Origin of the sequence: Runella sp. (assembly GCF_965279615.1) — a bacterium.
In the GTDB taxonomy this organism is placed as follows: Bacteria; Bacteroidota; Bacteroidia; order Cytophagales; family Spirosomataceae; genus Runella.
Window position 1 is genome coordinate 3,604,132 of sequence record NZ_OZ257252.1, and the last position, 18,215, is coordinate 3,622,346.

The window sequence follows — 18,215 nt, forward strand, 5'->3', positions numbered from 1 at the left end:
ATTTGTATTCAAACTTTTTAATTAACGGTTTACAATGATAAATACCACTGCTTACTTAATATATTGTTATATGCCTTATATGGTAAAATATTTCTTCTACTCCTCCAACTTATACCATTTCACATTGCGCAACGGCTCCCGGCGCGAGTAAGCAGCTTGATTGGGCGCATAATGCTTGGCCAGATAATCCAGTACCGTTTTTTCGGTTTGCCCCAAATCCCACAATTTATGATTGCGTTGCATCCAGCGAATTTTACTGAGCCATTCATCGCGCGTAAAGCGGTGCTGTAAGATCAATTTAGGCGAATGGCATCCCGTACACTGCGCTTTTACGATCATAAAATTGGGGTCTAGTGCCAGACCCGTTTCAACATCGACACTGTCGGCAAGCAGTTGCGTTGATGCTGAAAATGAGTTATTTTTTTGTTCACGTTGAATAGCTGCAACGAACAATCCAACGGTGCAAAAGACTAAAAATAAGTTTTTTATCATAGTGATCAATCAAGAGATAAGCCTAAAAATGGCCAATGGATTTAAAGTTAATTGTATTGATTATCAACACTTTCTCATTTTACATTTTGCAGTTCATCATTTTTCGGTTCATCATTTTCAGTTCCTAAACCGCTTTCACGGCAATACGATGACAGGAATTATTAAGATAACCTCCCGGGTTCCAGGCAGGTATCACCATTGGCTGGGCTACCCCGTTGGCATCCGTGGCGCGTGCCCATACTTCATAATATCCTTTTTTAGGAAGCTGAATTTGAGCCGACCATCGTTGCCATGCCAAGCGGTTTTTGGGTGCTTGAAGGGTTACTTTTTGCCAAGTAGCTCCGTAGTCAATGGAAACCTGAAACTCTTTCACCCCGACATCACCCGCCCAAGCATGGCCGCGCAATGAAAGTGTTTTTCCCAACTCGATCATAGCACCCGTTTTTGGATAGGTAATCAATGATCTGACAGGCATTGACTCTATGATACGAAAGTTTTCAGGCGTTTCGGCCAGCTTTTCTCCGGGCGGAATGGGCTGTCGGGGAATGCGGTAGCTATGACCTTCCATCTTGGCACCGTCGTGTTCTTTGTTACGGATGGCAATGGTATGCAGCCATTTACCCGATACTGAAGCCGGCCAGCCGCCAATCACCAGCCGCAATGGAAACCCGTGCATCAAAGGCAAGTCCTGCCCATTCACCGCCCACACCACAAGGGTTTCATCTTCCAACGCTTTTTTGATGGGTACACCACGCGAAATCACCACTTTGCTCGGGTCGCGACTTGGATGCAGGTCTTTGCCGTAGTAACCGATATATACCGCATCGTCTTTCAAGCCCACATCGTTGAGAATATCTTTCAGGCGTACACCTGTCCATGCTGCACAACTTACCGCACCCTGATCCCATTGATTCCCTGACGTTTGCGGCACAAATCCGGAACGACCGTTGCCGCCGCATTCCAATACCAGTTGGTAAGTATAGTTTTTAAATTTTGATTTTAACTCGCTTAATGAATACGTTTTCGGCGCTTTGACCGACTCTCCTTTAATGGTCAGCGTCCATGTTTTAGGGTCGATCTTTTCTTCGGGAACAAGACCATTGTTACGAATGAACATCCGCTCTATGGGTGTGATTTCATCATCTAACAGATGCGGAGGTGTTTCAACGTTCCAAGGTTTATCACTCAATACGATCAGGTCGGGATGCTTCCCGGTCAATCCTTCATCCAAGGCCAATGGAACGTGATCTTTGGGCATATTTTCGGCAAAAACAATCTCTGTTCCAACCATTCCTGTCAGTGTGGCCAATGCACTTTTCTTTAAAAAACCGCGACGGTTGTGAAGCCTTTCGTTCATTTTATAATGGTTATTTTTCAAAGATGCTACAAAAAATTTATAATCAGAAAGTTCGTTCAGCATGATTTCAGGATTGCCGGGATAATTCTATTGATCCTGAAATCCTGTCTATTATTGAAAGCACAAATTGAAAGATTCTCCGTATGTTTGAACAAAAAAAAGGAATCATTTTATATGAAAAAGATAACGCTTTTGTGGGTTATTATCTCCATAACCTTTTCAGCAACTGCTCAAAATCTGCTTTCTCCCGAACAACTTTGGAAAATGAGTCGAGTTTCAGGAGTAGGACTTTCAAAGGATAAACAGTTTGTGATCTATTCCGTAAGCACACCCAATGCCGAAGAAAACAAAAGTCAACGAAAAACGTATAAAATCCCTGTCAAAGGTGGGGCCGCCGTTGAGATCACTAACGCCGACAGTCTGTTAGTTAACACAAAAATCTCTTCCGACAACAAATTCATTATCAGCAGTGATGCCGTTAAGGTGCTTGACATTACAGGCGCCGACAAATACCCCGACCTAAAAAAATCAAACGCCTATGTTTTTACTTCCCTCAATTATCGCCATTGGGATACGTGGGAAGACGGGAAATTTGACCACGTTTTTGTAGCACCGTTGGTCAACGGAAAAGCGGGAACACCTAAAGATATCATGGCGGGCGAGCCGCACGATTGTCCGCAGAAGCCCTTTGGCGGCGATGAAGACTTTATCTGGAATCCCGACGGTAAGCACATTGTGTATGTAACCAAGAAAAAATTCGGTACTGCTTATGCTGTCAGCACAAATACTGACCTTTTTGAATATGACATTACGACGGGTACAACCAAAAATCTGACGGAAGAAAACAAAGGGTATGATGTTGCGCCTGAATACAACGGCAAAGGGCAATTGGCATGGCTCCAAATGAAACGCGACGGCTACGAGTCTGACAAACAAGATATTGTGGTGATGAACGGAACTGTCAAAATGAACCTCACCCAACAGCGAGACGACATTCATGTAGAGGGTTTTAAATGGAGCGAAGACGGAAAATCCATTTACTTTTGGGCACCCATCAACGGAACACTCCAATTGTTTAACGTCACCTATCCGGGCCTCACCAAAATGATGCCTGTGATTACACAAATCACTAAAGGAGATTTTGACGTAACAGGCATTGTGGGACAAGTGGGCACTGGCCTGATCGTGTCGCGTAATGACATGAATCATCCCGCCGAATTGTATACTGTTGATAGCGCCACGGGAGCCATGCAACAACTGACTCATGTCAATGACGAAACGCTCAAAACGTTATTGACCTGTAAAACCGAGCGGCGTTTTGTAACGACAACTGACAATAAGAAAATGCTTGTTTGGGTCGTTTACCCACCCAATTTTGATCCTTCCAAAAAATACCCCACATTGTTGTATTGCCAAGGTGGACCACAATCGCCTCTGACTCAATTTTATTCCTATCGTTGGAATTTGCAATTGATGGCATCTCAAGGATACATCATCGTAGCGCCCAACCGCCGAGGTATGCCCGGCCACGGCACACAATGGAATGAGCAGGTAAGCAAAGATTGGGGCGGTTTGGTCATTAACGATTATTTAAATGCCATTGATGCCGTTTCCAAAGAGCCGTTTGTCGATAAAGACCGCCGTGGCTGCATCGGGGCAAGCTTTGGCGGTTTTTCGGTATTTGCTTTGGCAAGCATGCACGCAAAGCGTTTCAAAACCTTCATTTCTCACGATGGCATTTTTGATTTCAAAAGCATGTACGGTAGCACCGAAGAAGTGTTTTTTGAAAATTGGGAAAAAGGTGGCCCCTATTGGGACAAAAAGAATGCGGTTGCCCAACGTTCTTACAGTCAGTCGCCGAGCAACTTTGTGGAAAAATGGGATACTCCGATCTTTATTATTCAGGGCGGTAAAGACTATCGTGTTCCACTCGAACAGGGATTACAGGCATTTCAGGCGGCGCAACTTCGCGGCATTAAAAGCAAGCTGTTGTATTTACCTGATGAAAACCACTGGGTATTGAGCGCCCAAAACGCCTTGGTCTGGCAACGGGAATTTTACAAATGGCTGGACGAAACGTTGAAGTGATTTTAACCGGATCGAACACATCATTGACTTACATTCGTACACTTTTACTTTTGATTTCCTTTGTCTGATTCCGCCAATTTCCACCAAATAGATCATCTTCCCGGACGCACCATCAACCTGCATGGGCAGGAATACCTGTTTTTCAGCGGCACGGCCTATTTGGGCTTACCCCAAAACTCAGAATTTCACCGGCTTACACAAGAGGGTTTGCATCAGTATGGCAGTGTGTATGGCAGTTCACGAAACGGCAATTTGCAGCTTTCCATTTACGACCGGGCCGAACAAAAACTTGCCGCGTGGGTAGGTGTTGATTCGGCAATTACGTTGTCGTCCGGAATGTTGGCGGGGCAAGCTGCGATGCGACAATTGATGTTGGAAGGATATGAGTTCATGTATTCACCGGATGTTCATCCTGCGGTTTGGCATTTGCCCCAAGTCAACATTCCAAAAGAAACATTTCAAAGTTGGACTGAAAATACCATAATCTCTGTTCAAAACACGAATGGCAAAATAGCCATCATCACCAACGCCGTCGATGCGCTTCGCGGGAAACTGTATGATTTTGATTGGGTAAAAAATATTCCTGAAGACCGCGACATAGTATTACTCGTTGATGATTCCCACGGCTTAGGTGTCACAGGGGAGGAAGGTCGCGGGGTTTGGAAGCGCATTCCCAAAAGAGACAATGTCCGTCTGATAGTGACCGCATCGTTGGCCAAAGCGATGGGCTTGCCCGGCGGTATCATTTTCTCAGACGCTGCTACTTTGCATCGTATTCGTTATTCTGCGTATTTTGGCGGCTGCTCCCCTATCGCTCCCGCCCATCTTTACGCTTATATGCATGCGGAAGCACTTTATGCCGAAGCGTACGCGCATTTGCAAACGAATATTCAACAATTTACGGACGCAATACGTGACTTGGATTTGCTGAGTTTTACAGACAATTACCCCGTTTTTTATACCGAGCACGATGAACTTTATCCTTTTTTGATGGAAAGAGGTATTTTCATTTACAGTTTCTCTTACCCCAAACCTACCGACAAAGCCAACACCCGCGTGGTGTTGAGTGCATGGCATACCCCCGAAGACATTCAACAACTCAGCGCTGCCTGCCGTGACTTTGCAGCACAGGTTCAGTAAGTATTTCGCTCTGCCCTTTTCTTTTTTCACTTCACTCCCTTTGGCCGTTGCTTCGTCGGAAAAGGGCTGCGCTACGCAGGTTTTTCTTGGATATTTGTTTCGTTGTTCGCGTCTAAACAATCCTTCAACCAAACTTATGATTGCCATGAAAACCTTTCTTATCATTTCTCACGTCGCGATTGGATTTTTAGCTCTTGCCGTTGGGCTCATTCCGATGTTATCAAAAAAAGGAAGTCGACTGCATAATACCACCGGATTGATTTACTATTGGTCAATGGTCTTTGTAGCCGTCTCAGCGGTTGCGTTGGTGCTTATTTCTCCCGTTACCGATGGACGCCTGTTTTTAACGGGCATTGCAGTATTCAGCTTCTATTTGTGTTTTACCGGCCGCCGCTCGCTTCAACAAAAAAATCATGAACCTGTCAGATGGTACGATTGGGGCATTTCCGGATTGATGGGCGTTACGTCGCTGGCGATGATCGCTTATGGTTTATACAATGTTTCCAACATTTGGTTGAAAGGGCAATTCGAAGCTATTGGGATTTTATTTTTGGTATTCGGTATTTTCAGCGGTTCCAGCGCTCGCTACGATTTCACCAAATATCGCCTACCTTACAAAGCCAAATACGGCAATCGGGAATGGTTCTTTGTGCATATTGAGCGCATGGGCGGTTCCTACATTGCCACGTTTACGGCTTTCGCCTTAGTGAATATTCGCTACATTTTTCCTGATGCTTCTGTGGCGGTCAATATCGCTACCTGGATTATGCCGGGCGTGATCGGAGGGCTGTTTATTGGCAGAGCCATCCGTTTTTATTTGACGAAATTCAAAATGACGGTACAATAATGTGGTATGCAAACATACCTTAATCAATATTAACGGCTATATTTGCCTATCTGACACTGATTTAAACTTCCTGGCTTTGGCAGAGAACTCTGTCAAAACTTGGGAAGTTTTATAACTGACATCAATCAATAGGCAATGCGTAAGGAAAAAACGGTCGACTTTCACATCAAATGGGCTTGGCACGCCATTTCCAGGATGTATAATACGTACGCGTCCCGGAGGTATGGTATGACGATGGCTATTGGGTATGTTTTGCTGAACATTGACATGGAAAACGGTACGCCGGCTACGCGTATTGGCCCTTCGATCGGCATGGAGCCGCGCAGCCTCACGCGTACGCTCAAAGCACTCGAAGAACGAGGCTGGATTCGGCGCGAAACCGATGAGATTGATAAGCGTTTTGTAAAAGTTTTTTTGACCGACGAAGGCAAAAGAAGACGTGAGTTGGCGCGCGAAGGTGTTATTTCTTTCAATACGATGCTTCGTGATCAAATTCCGCTCGATAAACTGGTTATTTTCTTTGAGGTCATTAAAGAAATCAATCGTTTGGTGGAAGAAGAGAACACCAAAATCAAGGCTGAAAACTTCCTGAATGAGGCTATTTAAAGCCACCTTTTCAATTCTTATCCCCCAAATCTTCCCTTTTGTCCGTCTTTTCACCCACTTCGCGCTTTTTTACCGGCGTCGTGTACGGTTAGCGTTTACATTTGTCTCCCGATAAAAACGAGGTTTATTATTGTATTTTCTTAAGAAACGGCAAGTTTTGATTAACAACACTTTTTCTCAAAATAATACAAAATAAACTTTACTCATTCTCGCCTTTTGGCGCTCTAAATAATTATTTAGGTTTCTCAATCACTACTGACATAGGGTTGTCAGTGTGCCATATTAAATTTGTATTACCTAAAATACTCACTAAAACGCTTGTTTCTCCGCTGTGGCTATTCAAAATATTTCTTAAAAAACTTTGGAAACTATGAACTTTCTTAAAGTTTCCAAAGTTTCTATCTTTAAAAAGTGAAAAACGATAGTGAGAGAAAGAATCCTTGAAAAAGCGCAGGAACTGTTTTTTAGGTTCGGTGTAAAAAGTGTTACGATGGATGATATTGCCCGCGAACTGGGCATTTCGAAGAAAACCATCTACCAACATTTTGAAGACAAAAATTCGATGGTATGTGCGGGCGTGAGACATCATTTTGAGTGCGACCACTTCATTGCCGAAAAGATCCACAATGAAGCGCCAAACCCAATTGCCGAAGCAGTAATGGGAGCCGAAATGATGCGCCAAACGATGTCGGGGTTAAACCCATCAGCCATTTTTGATATCAAGAAATACTATCCTCAAGCGTGGGATCTGTTTTCGCAGTATAAAAAAGAATTTGTGTTGGACATTATTCGGAAGAACATCCGCAAAGGAATCGAAATGGGATTGTACCGAACCAACATCAACGTAGAAGTGATCGCAAAATTACGCCTCGAACAGATTGAAATGGGCCTTGATCCGTATCTTTTTCCTCTGGGACAGTTCAATCCGTTAGACACTCAACTCGAATTACTTGACCATTTTCTGCGCGGAATCGTTACTCATGAAGGACTCGACTTATACAATGAATACCTAAACACGCGGCTTTCCATGCCTGTATCCCTCTCAGCACTGCTGAACACCAAAAGTAGTACCTATTAACAGCCCATTTTTTTAACTCGTATCGGCCGAAAATGGCCACCAAACAATTCATTCAATTCTACTATATGCAATCAATTCAACGCAAATGGAAATGGCTGGTACTGATGATGCTACCGCTCTTTCCAACCTACAGCCAAACGCGTTATTCTCTCCAGGAAGCCATTCAGTATGGTTTGACGCACAATATCAATGTCAAGAATACGCAGATCGACGCGCAAAGTGCCGAATCTCGTATTGGTGAGATTCGTTCGGTAGGTTTACCTCAAGCCTCTGCCAGTATAAGTTTAATGGATAATCTGATTATTCAAAAAGCGTTCCTACCTGCTGTATTTTTTGGAGGTACTGCCGATGATCCACCAACTGCAATTCCTTTTGGTGTAAAATATTCGGGCACTGCTTCTGCACAACTCAATCAAATGATCTTTAATGCGCAATGGTTATTAGGGTTAAAAGCGGCGCAAGCGTATCGTGAGTTAGCGGTTAAGAATGTAACTCAATCCAAAGTGCAGGTAGCTGAAAACGTTTCAAAAGCGTATTACGGCGTACTGGTAGCTGAAGAAAGAGCCAAATTGTTGGATCTGAACATTCAACGTCTTGATAGTACGACTCGCGAAATGACGGCCATGAATCAGAAAGGGTTTATTGAAAAACTGGATGTAGATCGTCTGGAAGTATCATTGAATAACCTCAAAACCGAGCGTTCAAAGGTTCAGAATATGGTGGATCTGAGCTATTACATGCTGAAATTTCAAATGGGCATGAAACTTGACGAAAGTATTCAACTGACTGATCGCATCAATGAAGTAGATGTAGAGCGGATTGCTGCGGAGGTAAAAGCCGATGACGGAAGCGGATTCAAGTATGACCAACGCATTGATTACTCTATTTTGAAAAGCAATTTACTTCTATCCGAAATGGATGTTGAAAACAACAAAAGAGGCTACTACCCTACCGTTTCGGCCTTTGCCGGTTATGGTTACAATACCGGTAGAAATAGTTTCAGCGAAGTTTTCGGTTCCCCTTGGTTCAATAGCGCAAATATTGGTTTAAGTATCAACATTCCCATTTTCGACGGTTTTGCCAAGAAATACAAAATTCAGCAAGCCAAATTTACGGTCGATAAAGTAAAGCAAAGCATGAATTTGGTGGAGCAATCCATCGACTTGCAGATTCGCAGCGCCAATCTTACCATCATCAATGGCCTCGAAACGCTCAAATCTCAGAAACGCAATTTGGATCTGGCACAGGAAGTAGTCCGCGTGACCAAGATCAAGTACCAATCCGGAACGGGTTCCAACATTGAAGTGATCAACGCCGAATCGGCCTTAAAAGAAGCACAAACCAACTATTTCGCCTCGCTTTACGATTTGCTTTTAGCCAAAGTAGATCTTGACAAAGCCAAAGGGAAATTAACCAATTAAGACGTTAATCGAAAGCGTTGTCTTATCCGTCAGCGCCTCCGATTAACCTGAATCCAAACAACAATTTTATGAAAGCACAATACATTATTTTATTAGCAGCCACTCTGTTCGTAACTGCCTGCGGAGGCGAAAAGAAACCCAATACGTTAGCGGAGAAAAAAGAAGCGTTGGCTAAACTCAAAGCCGATTCGAAAGCCCTGACGGAGAAAATCACCTCGCTGGAAACCGAACTCAAAGCTGCTGATCCAAGCATGAAAGCGGCCGAGAAGGTAATTCCGGTGGTAACTACGGCGCTTCAACCAAAAAGCTTCAAAAGCTTCATTGAAATTCAGGGGACGGTTGAAACCAAAAATACCGCTACCGCTACGCCAAGAATGGCAGGTACTTACACAACGGTTTACGTAAAGGAAGGCCAAAGTGTAAAAGCAGGTCAGTTGTTGGCTAAAATTGACAACGCTATTCTGCGCGACCAAATCGCGGCGTTGAAGCAGCAAATGGAATTGGCGAATACCGTTTATGAAAAACAAAAATCTCTTTGGGACCAAAAGATCGGAACGGAAATTCAGTTTTTGCAAGCCAAAAGCAACAAGGAGTCGTTGGAGAAAAACCTTGCCGTTCTTACTACCCAAATCGATATGTACAATGTATATGCGCCCATCAACGGAGCGGTAGAAAAAGTACTGGCCAAAACGGGTGAGATCGCTGCACCGGGAATGCCGTTGGCCAATATTGTCAACTTGGGCAGCCTGAAAGCGACCGCCAATGTTCCGGATACGTATTTGAGCAACATCAAAATGGGAGATGCTGTAAAAGTGAATTTGCCTGATGTTAATCGTGAGATCAATGCCCGAGTAACATTCATCAGCAAATTGGTCAATCCCGCCAACCGTACGTTCAAAATAGAAGCATCCATTCCTACTACCAACGATATCAAACCGAATATGCTTTCGGTACTTCACATTGCTGATATCAACAAAGCCAGCGCGTTGGTGATCAAGCAAAACTATATCCAAAGCACGGAATTCGGTGATGTGGTGTATGTAGCCGAAACGGAAGGGAATAAGAAAGTAGCACGGTCTCGCAAGATCAAAACGGGCGTATCATATAACGGCGAAATCGAAATCACGGAAGGCCTCAAAGCAGGAGATCTGATCGTGACGGAAGGTTATCAGGATTTGGTGGACGGACAGGTTATCAGTTATTAATAGAAGTCAAAAACGCTCATGACAACCCTAAAGGACTTTGCAATTACCCGTTGGTGCTTAGAGAACAAGACCACGGTATATCTCTTCACAGCCATTATTTCGCTGGCGGGCCTGTTCGTATATTTTACGATGCCCAAAGAGCAGTTTCCCGAAATCGCCGTGCCCACGGTAATCGTTTCCACGATCTACGCCGGTGCGAGCCCTTCGGATATCGAAACGATCATTACGAAACCCATCGAAAAGCAATTGAAAGCCGCGAGCGGAGTGACAAAAATCAAATCAAATTCGATTCAGGATTTTTCACTCATCACGGTCGAATTTACGACGGGAATTACGGCCCAAGCAGCCAAGCAGCGCGTATCAGACGCCGTAGATAAAGCATTGGTTGACCTTCCTACCGACCGTAAGCAGGACCCTTCGGTGCAGGAAGTAAACTTCTCTGAGTTTCCGATCATGAACATCAACCTGGCGGGTAATTATTCATTGAAAAAACTGAAAGATTACGCCGAGCAATTGAAAGATGAAATCGAATCGTTGCCCGAAATCACCCGCGTGGATATCGTAGGTGCGCTCGACCGCGAGATTCAGATCAACCTCGACCTGTACAAAATGCAGGCCGCCGGGGTTTCTTTTTTTGAAGTTCAAAATGCCATTCAGGGCGAAAACATTAACGTGTCGGGTGGAGAACTCAACGTCGATAACGTACGCCGTAACCTGCGCGTAGTGGGTGAATTTAAAGATGTAACTCAGTTGAATAACATCATCATTCGTTCATCTACCGGAGCTACGCTGAAACTAAATGAAATCGCCGATGTGAAAGACGGCTTTGCTGAAAAACAAAGTTATGCCCGTCTGGATGGGAAAACGGTTATTACCCTGAACGTTATCAAACGCGGAGGTGAAAACCTGATCTCGGCTTCTGACAACATCAAAGCGATCCTGAAGAAATACGAGGAAACAAAATTCCCCGACGGACTTAAGATCAGCTTGACCAACGACGGTTCAGAACGTACCAAGGTAGAATTGAACGACTTGTTGAACACCGTAATCTTGGGCTTTATCTTCGTGGTATTGGTCTTGATGTTCTTCATGGGTGTTCAGGATGCCATCTTTGTGGGGCTTTCGGTGCCGCTGTCTACGTTGGTTGCTTTTGTACTGTTCCCGGTCATTGCGGCAGCTACGGGTATTACCTTTACGTTGAACACTATCGTACTTTTTGCCTTCTTACTCGGTCTGGGAATTGTGGTGGATGATGCCATTGTGGTCATCGAAAACGCCCACCGCGTGTATAACGATGATAAAAAGCTAAGTCGAAATCAGGCGATCTCGTTTGCAGCAGGTGAAGTATTTGTTCCGGTATTGACAGGAACGTTGACAACCATTGCACCATTCCTGCCGCTCTTGTTTTGGCCGGGTATTGTGGGTGAGTTCATGAAATTCTTACCGCTGACGCTTATCATTACGCTTTTCGCGTCGTTGTTTGTGGCCTACGTAATGAACCCTGTGTTTGCTTCGTCATCACTGAAACGTGTTGAAGAACACGCCAACGAAGATAAGTCGTTCCGCTCTATCCTTACGCCATTGTTGGTATTGGCAGGGCTTTCGATCGTTGGTTATCTGATCAACTTTGGTATCGGTAACTTATTGGCACTCATTACGCTTCTATTCGTTTTCAACCATTATATTCTGACACCACGCATCATTGTTCCTTTCCAGGAAAATGTATTTCCACGTCTGAAAAACGGTTATCGTAAGCTCATTTCGTGGGTAATTACGGGCGCAAGACCTTATGTATTGTTTGTCGGTGTGATCGTAATGTTCATTGGCACCATCATTTTGACGGGAATCGTACAACCTAAATCGGTCTTTTTCCCTTCCGGTGATCCTGACTTTGTATACGTTTACTGCGTTATGCCGCAGGGAACCGACGCTGCCAAGACCAACGAGATCATGAAAACGCTCGAAGATCGTGTCTATGGCGTGATCGGCAAAGACAGTCCGATTGTGGCTTCGGTCATTACCAACATCGGTATCAACGCGGGAGATCCTTTCAATCCTGACCGTACGGTAGTGCCTAATAAAGGTAAAATCACGGTGGCTTTCAAAAGCGTAGAAGAGCGTGTTCATCACGGTATCTCAACCGCCGACATTTTGGCCAAAGTACGTGAACGCGTAAAAGGAATTCCCGGAGCGCAGGTAACGGCCGAGCCTGAAAGTAATGGCCCTCCAACGGGTAAACCGGTAACGATTGAAATCGCCGGGGAAGATTTTGATAAATTGGTTGCGTTGACTGCTAACGTAAAAAATTCAATCGTTAAAGCAGGGATTCAGGGAATCGAAGAATTGAAATCTGACTTGGTGTTGAACAAACCTGAGATCGTGATCGATATCGACCGTGAACAAGCCGCCCGTGAAGGTATCAGTACGGCACAGATCGCATTGCAGATTCGCGGTGCCTTGTTCGGAACTGAAGTATCTAAATTCCGTGACGACAAAGATGATTATCCAATCATGGTGCGTTTGAAGGAAAATGACCGCGGTCAGATCGAAAAACTGTTGAGCATGAATATCGTGTATCGCGACATGAACCTTGGCGGCGTATTGCGTCAGGTGCCGTTAAGTACATTGACCAATATTCGTTATGCAACCACTTATAGCGGTATCAACCGTAAAAACCAAGAGCGTGTTGTAACACTTTCTTCCGATGTTTTGGGTGGTTTTAACGCCAATGATGTAAACGCTCAAATTCAGGAAGTGGTCGACGGCATTGACATTCCGCAGGGATACAACGTACGTTTGGGTGGTGAGCAGGAAGAACAAATGAAATCCATGCAGTTCTTGGGTGTAGCGTTCTTAGGAGCTATCTTATTGATTTTCCTGATCTTAGTAACGCAGTTCAACTCCACGAGCAAGCCATTCATTATCTTCTTTACGGTATTGTTCAGCTTGATCGGAGTATTGTTAGGATTCATGATCACCGGCAAAACCATGTCGATCATCATGACGGGTGTGGGTATCTTTGCCTTGGCAGGTATTGTAATCAAAAACGGAATCCTGCTCATTGAATTTACCGAAGAGTTGCGCGGACGCGGAATGCCGGTACGCCAGGCGCTCATCGAAGCAGGTGCGGCTCGTCTTACACCGGTATTGCTGACCGCGTCGGCCTGTATTTTGGGTCTGGTGCCACTGGCCATCGGGATGAACATCAACTTTGTGACACTCTTTACGGATTTTGATCCACAGTTCTTTATCGGTGGATTCAGCGCGGTGTTCTGGGGCTCATTAGCGTACACGATCATCTTCGGATTATCATTCAGTACATTGTTGACCCTTATCATGGTTCCTGCCATGTATTACATCATTGAGCGTTTGAAAAACCGTTTCGGCATCAAAGACCGTTACGTGTTGGCTCCTGTCGTAAGTGATGTTGACGGAAAGCCGTCAACCAATGGCAAAAGTGCTAAAATAAAGCAGGAAAAGAATTTAGAAGTATAGTTAATTTTAAAGGTTTAGAGATGCTTGGCAAAAAAAGCCGCTCCATTTGGGGCGGCTTTTTTAATGGAACTCTGAATTTGATATTATCTCAAAAAAAACTACTTTCGTTTTAATTATAAACGCCTGCTATGACAACAATTCAGATAAAAGTAAGCGATGCCTTAGTAACTCGCTACGGTGTCAGAGCTTTACAGGAACGTGTACAACGTGAGATGGAATGGGAAGAAATGCATCTGCTAGCGGAGGAATATGAACAATCCCTACAGGAAAAAAACATTGATTATAATACCGTTGCCGAAACAGCTCGCCAAAAAGCTTGGGAAAAATTTAAGATTGACAATTCTACCTTGTTTAAGTCTTGAAGCAGTTTGTAACAGACGCTAACGTAATTTTCAGTTGCCTTATCAGCGGCAAAGAACAATACCTACATATTGTTTCAGAAAACAAATTTTACTTACCTGACTTTGCTTTAACAGAAATTCAATTCTATCAAGAATTAATTACTGAGAAATCTCGAATTTCAGGACAAAAACTGCGCGATTATACTTTAATCTGTTCGAGAAATTGATCGTAGTTCCTAATTTCTTAATCTCTACTCATCATTATTATCAGGCCTTTACACTCTGTAAAGATATTGATGAAAAGGATACCGTTTATGTAGCACTTTCGCTTGAATTTGGTTATCCGCTTCTTACGAAAGACGATGCGCTTGCATCGGGGCTGCGCTAAAAAGGTTTTACAAATGTGACTCTACTTAAAGAACTGTTTGACACCTTAAATCCATAACTACCAAAATATGACTTTGATTATAGGCTTATTTTACAGAATCCTTCATAAACTTCAACGCCAGTGAATTCATACAATACCGTTGCCGCGTAGGCGCAGGGCCGTCGTAAAACAAATGGCCTAAATGTCCGCCGCAACGTTTGCAAAGCACTTCGACCCGTTCCATTTTTTCCGAAAAATCTTTCCGAAAAAGCAATCGATTCGGCTGAATAGGCTGCCAAAAGCTGGGCCACCCTGTACCGCTATCATACTTGTTTACGGAGCTGAACAAAAGATTTCCGCACGCTGCGCAGTGGTAATTTCCTGCGGCTTTAAAGTCACAAAATTCGTTGTTGTACGGCGCTTCAGTGGATCGTTCACGCGTAATGGTATAGACACCGTCGCTCAATACTTCTTTCCAAACACTGTTGGGCAAACGAAGTTCGGTAGTATCTGTCAATGAGAAATAGGGATTGTGCTTTTTTACCTGTTTTTGGCCATGACAACCTATGAGAAGTCCAAAGATTCCAATAAGCCAAAATCGTTTAATCATTCTCATTTTTTAACAATAACTATTGCTGAAAATTGTAAACGTTAATAGCATCCCCCATTTCAAGGTAAAATCGTTCATTTTCAACTAACTCTTGAATTAAGGGCAAATGTTTATCAAATAATGAGATAAGAGTATCATTGGAAATATTTCCAAGAAGGATGCGAATCAATTTTCGAGGAGTGTGTTGCAGAAAAAACGAATTACGGAAGTCTTCATCTTTTGTAATAACAATTAAACCATTGGCATCTGCGAAACGACAGATTTCGCGGTCTTTGGTGTGCCATTTATCTTCTAAGGAATTTACGTGAAAAGCCTCAAATCCTTTCGCTGTCAGAAACCGAACGAGTTTGTAGGAAATATGAACGTCACAAATAAATTTCCTTTAGGCCGCTTCTCTAAGTGAACGCCCTGAAACCAATAACTTGGCGTAACTAAGACAAGCTAAAATATCTTCCCGCTCCAATTCAGGATGGTCTTCCAAAATTTCATCAAAAGACATTCCTGCACCCAGCATATCTATTACTACCTCTACAGGCCAACGCATGCCTCGTATGCAGGGCTTGCCGTGACTAATCTCAGGATCAATGGTAATTCTTTCCAGATGCTGCATAGTACAAATCTTTTGTATTGCAAGGTAACTATGGATAATTGGATAAACAACCTTCTTTTCAACTCATTTTTGCAATTTACTGTACTAACGTTCCTTCCCATAAATCTTTTCGCCAGCTTCCAGACGCACATCCAAATGATTTTCTCTGGGAGGAATAGGGCAACTATAGCCATCGGCATACGCACAATAGGGGTTATAAGCTTTGTTAAAATCAACAACTACCTGCCCGTTTTGAAAGTCTTTCAATCGAAAATCCAAGTAGCGCCCTCCCCCATACGTTTCTTTTCCTGAAGTACCGTCTCGAAAAGGAATAAATACATAATCCTTATAATCAGGCATTTTTATCAATGCCAGACTTTGATATACCGACAATTTATAGGTTTTATTATTTACGCTGAAACTAACAATGCCATACTTCACATAAGAGGCTCTTTTTCCGTCGGTGGTTGCCATCGTGAAAGGTTCGGCGGCAGGGGTAGCTTCAAAAGAGGCTGTAATTTTGAATTTAGGGTTTGCTTCATAAAAACGCAGAAAAGTCAGATCTTCCTGTTTGAGCGGAGAACCCGCGCTTTTCAAAAACTCCTGACGGTAATTTTCACGATGTTTCTCAAGGCTGTCTGCATAATTATTGGTTTGCTGTGCAACCGCAAATTGCAGCACTGACAGAGAAACGAACATCAAGTGAATGACTTTTTTCATATTTATTAAAAGGCTGATTTCTGAAAGTCAATTACTTCGTTGGTTTGTAACTGATTGCAGACCAACGAAGTACACAGTTAATATTGTTTTTAATACCGCCAGCTCTTCAAATCAGCACCTGCCGGAGCACCGGCTTCGATGCGTTTGAGGATTTTGGGAAGGTACATCGTGTTATACCGCAATCGAGTGACATAGTTAGGTGAATTAGGATCCCCATTCCAACAATGCTCGAAGCGATCACCGTATTTTACCTCGCCATCGTAGTGCGGGTTTTTGGTTGTTTTTAAATAGTCTTCCATCAAATAAACGGCATTATTGAGATAATAGTTGTCCATATCACCGCAATAAATGTGAATTTTTCCCTGTAATTTCTTGCCGACCGTTGCCCATTGGCGCTTCAAAATATGCATCAGATCGTAGTTTTCTGACCAATATTTTGCTACTGTATGGTCAATTTTTCCCGTTGCTTTGTCCCAAATTGGTTTAGGATAACCATTCGCTCCCGCCGGCGAGTAAGTAGCCTGCCATATATCCCACTGATCGCCGGAGCGCGAGTTGTCACCAATGGCCAATTCCCGTTGGTTGATTTCTTCAATGGTGCATTTGACATGGCCCAGATAATTACGCATTCCGGGACGGGGCGTCTTTTTCAAATCCCCCGGCAGGTAATAAGCGTTTTCGTCTTTGTAAATATCTACAACCGTATACGCTTCAAACGTAATGGGATCGGGGCAAGCGGCAAAGCAGCCATTGTATTCATCAGGATAAAATACCTGCGCAGCCAATGCCTCCCATCCGCCCGTGCTACCGCCATACAGGAAACGCGCCCAACCTTGGCCTATTCCGCGAAAACGCTTTTCGATTTCGGGAATCAATTCATACGTAATAGCATCCCCATACGGCCCCATGTTGGCCGAATTGACGGCGTATGAATCGTCATAATACGGCGTAGCGTGCTGAATTTCAATGATAAGCATACGAGGAAAATCCTTGCTTGTCCATTGTTTGTAAAAATTGTAAGCTTCCTGCCACACAAACTTTTTGTAGCCATACACCCCAAACCGTGCAATGTAATCGGTGGTATCCATGTCGGCCGGTGGAGGCGTTTCTTTAAAGCCGTCGAAATCGGAAGGGAAATGTCCGTGATTGATACAAATAGGATATTTGGCTTCGGGATGTTCATCAAATCCATGCGGCAATAAAATGTGTGCGCCCAAATAAATGGGCCGCCCCCAAAATTCCGTCAGCAGTTTGCTTTGTACCTTAATGTGTTTGATGTATTTGGTGTCTTTCGGCTCCTTTATCGGAGGGTTTTCCTGATCTAACACAATTTTTACAACTTGCTTAGCTTTGGGATCTACCTTGATCTTGAAGGGTTTAGAGTAGATATTCCCAGGGGCAGTACGGTAATTTTGACCCTCGCCACGGTCCATCGGCAGTTTAACGGTATAGCCCGTTTTGAGTTTAAAGGTTTCGTACTTGTGCAAAAGAGCCTGTACCCAATATTCGCCGGCAGGAAAATCAGCCAGTGATTTGACAGGATAACCAACGGCCGCAGAAGTTACAACGGCCGGTTTGCCGGCCTGCCAACCATCTACATTTTGGCCAAATAATTGCTGCGAATTGGCGTCGTCACTGACTTGAAAGCGAGGTTCTGATTTGTTGTCTTTTGCCAAAAACAACATCAGGCGGCCATCAAAAGAAGCACCTTTGGCGGCAGGAAAAGTAACGGAAAATTGAGTTTGGGCACAAACAGAAGTTGTCCAACAGGCAACCAAGAGGAGTAGAATTCGGTACATATCGATAAGTTGTAGGTTGTTGATACTCAATTTTACAACTTATTCGGCACTTTTTGAATG

At 43.8% G+C, this 18,215-nt stretch carries 16 protein-coding genes and 1 pseudogene; 10 read left to right on the plus strand and 7 right to left on the minus strand.

Features of this window, described 5'->3' with window-relative positions; translation table 11 throughout:
- Positions 1-96: 96 nt before the first annotated feature.
- A complete protein-coding gene (locus ACQY73_RS15210) occupies positions 97-492 on the minus strand; it encodes a hypothetical protein (RefSeq protein ID WP_428667546.1) in 396 nt (131 codons plus the stop codon).
- Between the two features lie 124 nt (positions 493-616).
- A complete protein-coding gene (locus ACQY73_RS15215) occupies positions 617-1,849 on the minus strand; it encodes a sulfite oxidase (protein WP_428667548.1) in 1,233 nt (410 codons plus the stop codon).
- Positions 1,850-2,023: 174 nt separating this feature from the next.
- Here ACQY73_RS15215 and ACQY73_RS15220 point away from each other — a divergent pair, with 174 nt between their 5' ends.
- The 10 genes and pseudogenes from ACQY73_RS15220 to ACQY73_RS15265 all read left to right on the plus strand — a co-directional run bounded on the left by ACQY73_RS15220 (position 2,024) and on the right by ACQY73_RS15265 (position 14,458).
- Entirely contained in the window at positions 2,024-3,937 is a 1,914-nt protein-coding gene (locus ACQY73_RS15220) for a S9 family peptidase (RefSeq protein ID WP_428667550.1), read from the plus strand.
- A 60-nt stretch (positions 3,938-3,997) separates the two neighbouring features.
- Positions 3,998-5,077 (plus strand): aminotransferase class I/II-fold pyridoxal phosphate-dependent enzyme, encoded by a 1,080-nt coding sequence (locus ACQY73_RS15225; RefSeq protein ID WP_428667552.1) that lies wholly within the window; start codon positions 3,998-4,000, stop codon positions 5,075-5,077.
- A gap of 145 nt (positions 5,078-5,222) precedes the next feature.
- Positions 5,223-5,924: a DUF2306 domain-containing protein gene (locus tag ACQY73_RS15230; RefSeq protein WP_428667554.1), complete on the plus strand. Its 702-nt coding sequence runs from the start codon at positions 5,223-5,225 to the stop codon at positions 5,922-5,924.
- Positions 5,925-6,059: 135 nt separating this feature from the next.
- The gene (locus ACQY73_RS15235) at positions 6,060-6,530 is read left to right on the plus strand and encodes a MarR family winged helix-turn-helix transcriptional regulator (RefSeq protein ID WP_428667556.1); all 471 of its coding nucleotides are present in this window, start codon (positions 6,060-6,062) and stop codon (positions 6,528-6,530) included.
- 424 nt (positions 6,531-6,954) lie between these two features.
- Positions 6,955-7,608, plus strand: coding sequence for a TetR/AcrR family transcriptional regulator (locus tag ACQY73_RS15240; protein WP_428667558.1), 654 nt, complete (start codon positions 6,955-6,957; stop codon positions 7,606-7,608).
- A 65-nt stretch (positions 7,609-7,673) separates the two neighbouring features.
- Entirely contained in the window at positions 7,674-9,029 is a 1,356-nt protein-coding gene (locus ACQY73_RS15245) for a TolC family protein (RefSeq protein WP_428667560.1), read from the plus strand.
- A 68-nt stretch (positions 9,030-9,097) separates the two neighbouring features.
- A complete protein-coding gene (locus tag ACQY73_RS15250; RefSeq protein WP_428667562.1) occupies positions 9,098-10,234 on the plus strand; it encodes an efflux RND transporter periplasmic adaptor subunit in 1,137 nt (378 codons plus the stop codon).
- 18 nt (positions 10,235-10,252) lie between these two features.
- Entirely contained in the window at positions 10,253-13,729 is a 3,477-nt protein-coding gene (locus ACQY73_RS15255; RefSeq protein ID WP_428667564.1) for an efflux RND transporter permease subunit, read from the plus strand.
- A 128-nt stretch (positions 13,730-13,857) separates the two neighbouring features.
- Positions 13,858-14,091 carry a hypothetical protein gene (locus ACQY73_RS15260; protein WP_428667566.1) on the plus strand — a complete coding sequence of 78 codons (234 nt, stop codon included), beginning with the start codon at positions 13,858-13,860 and terminating at the stop codon, positions 14,089-14,091.
- A pseudogene (locus ACQY73_RS15265) lies at positions 14,088-14,458 on the plus strand (PIN domain-containing protein). The gene ACQY73_RS15260 and the pseudogene ACQY73_RS15265 overlap by 4 nt, the downstream one beginning before the upstream one ends.
- An 85-nt stretch (positions 14,459-14,543) precedes the next feature.
- Here the strand turns inward: ACQY73_RS15265 and msrB are convergent.
- From msrB to ACQY73_RS15290, 5 genes are all read right to left on the minus strand, one after another.
- Positions 14,544-15,047, minus strand: coding sequence for a peptide-methionine (R)-S-oxide reductase MsrB (gene msrB, locus ACQY73_RS15270; protein ID WP_428667568.1), 504 nt, complete (start codon positions 15,045-15,047; stop codon positions 14,544-14,546).
- Between the two features lie 19 nt (positions 15,048-15,066).
- Complete coding sequence (locus ACQY73_RS15275) at positions 15,067-15,420, minus strand: DUF5615 family PIN-like protein (RefSeq protein ID WP_428668473.1); 354 nt, start codon at positions 15,418-15,420, stop codon at positions 15,067-15,069.
- 9 nt (positions 15,421-15,429) lie between these two features.
- The gene (locus ACQY73_RS15280; protein ID WP_428667570.1) at positions 15,430-15,657 is read right to left on the minus strand and encodes a DUF433 domain-containing protein; all 228 of its coding nucleotides are present in this window, start codon (positions 15,655-15,657) and stop codon (positions 15,430-15,432) included.
- An 84-nt stretch (positions 15,658-15,741) separates the two neighbouring features.
- Positions 15,742-16,356: a DUF1684 domain-containing protein gene (locus ACQY73_RS15285; RefSeq protein ID WP_428667572.1), complete on the minus strand. Its 615-nt coding sequence runs from the start codon at positions 16,354-16,356 to the stop codon at positions 15,742-15,744.
- Between the two features lie 89 nt (positions 16,357-16,445).
- A complete protein-coding gene (locus ACQY73_RS15290) occupies positions 16,446-18,155 on the minus strand; it encodes a hypothetical protein (RefSeq protein WP_428667574.1) in 1,710 nt (569 codons plus the stop codon).
- Between the last annotated feature and the right edge of the window lie 60 nt (positions 18,156-18,215).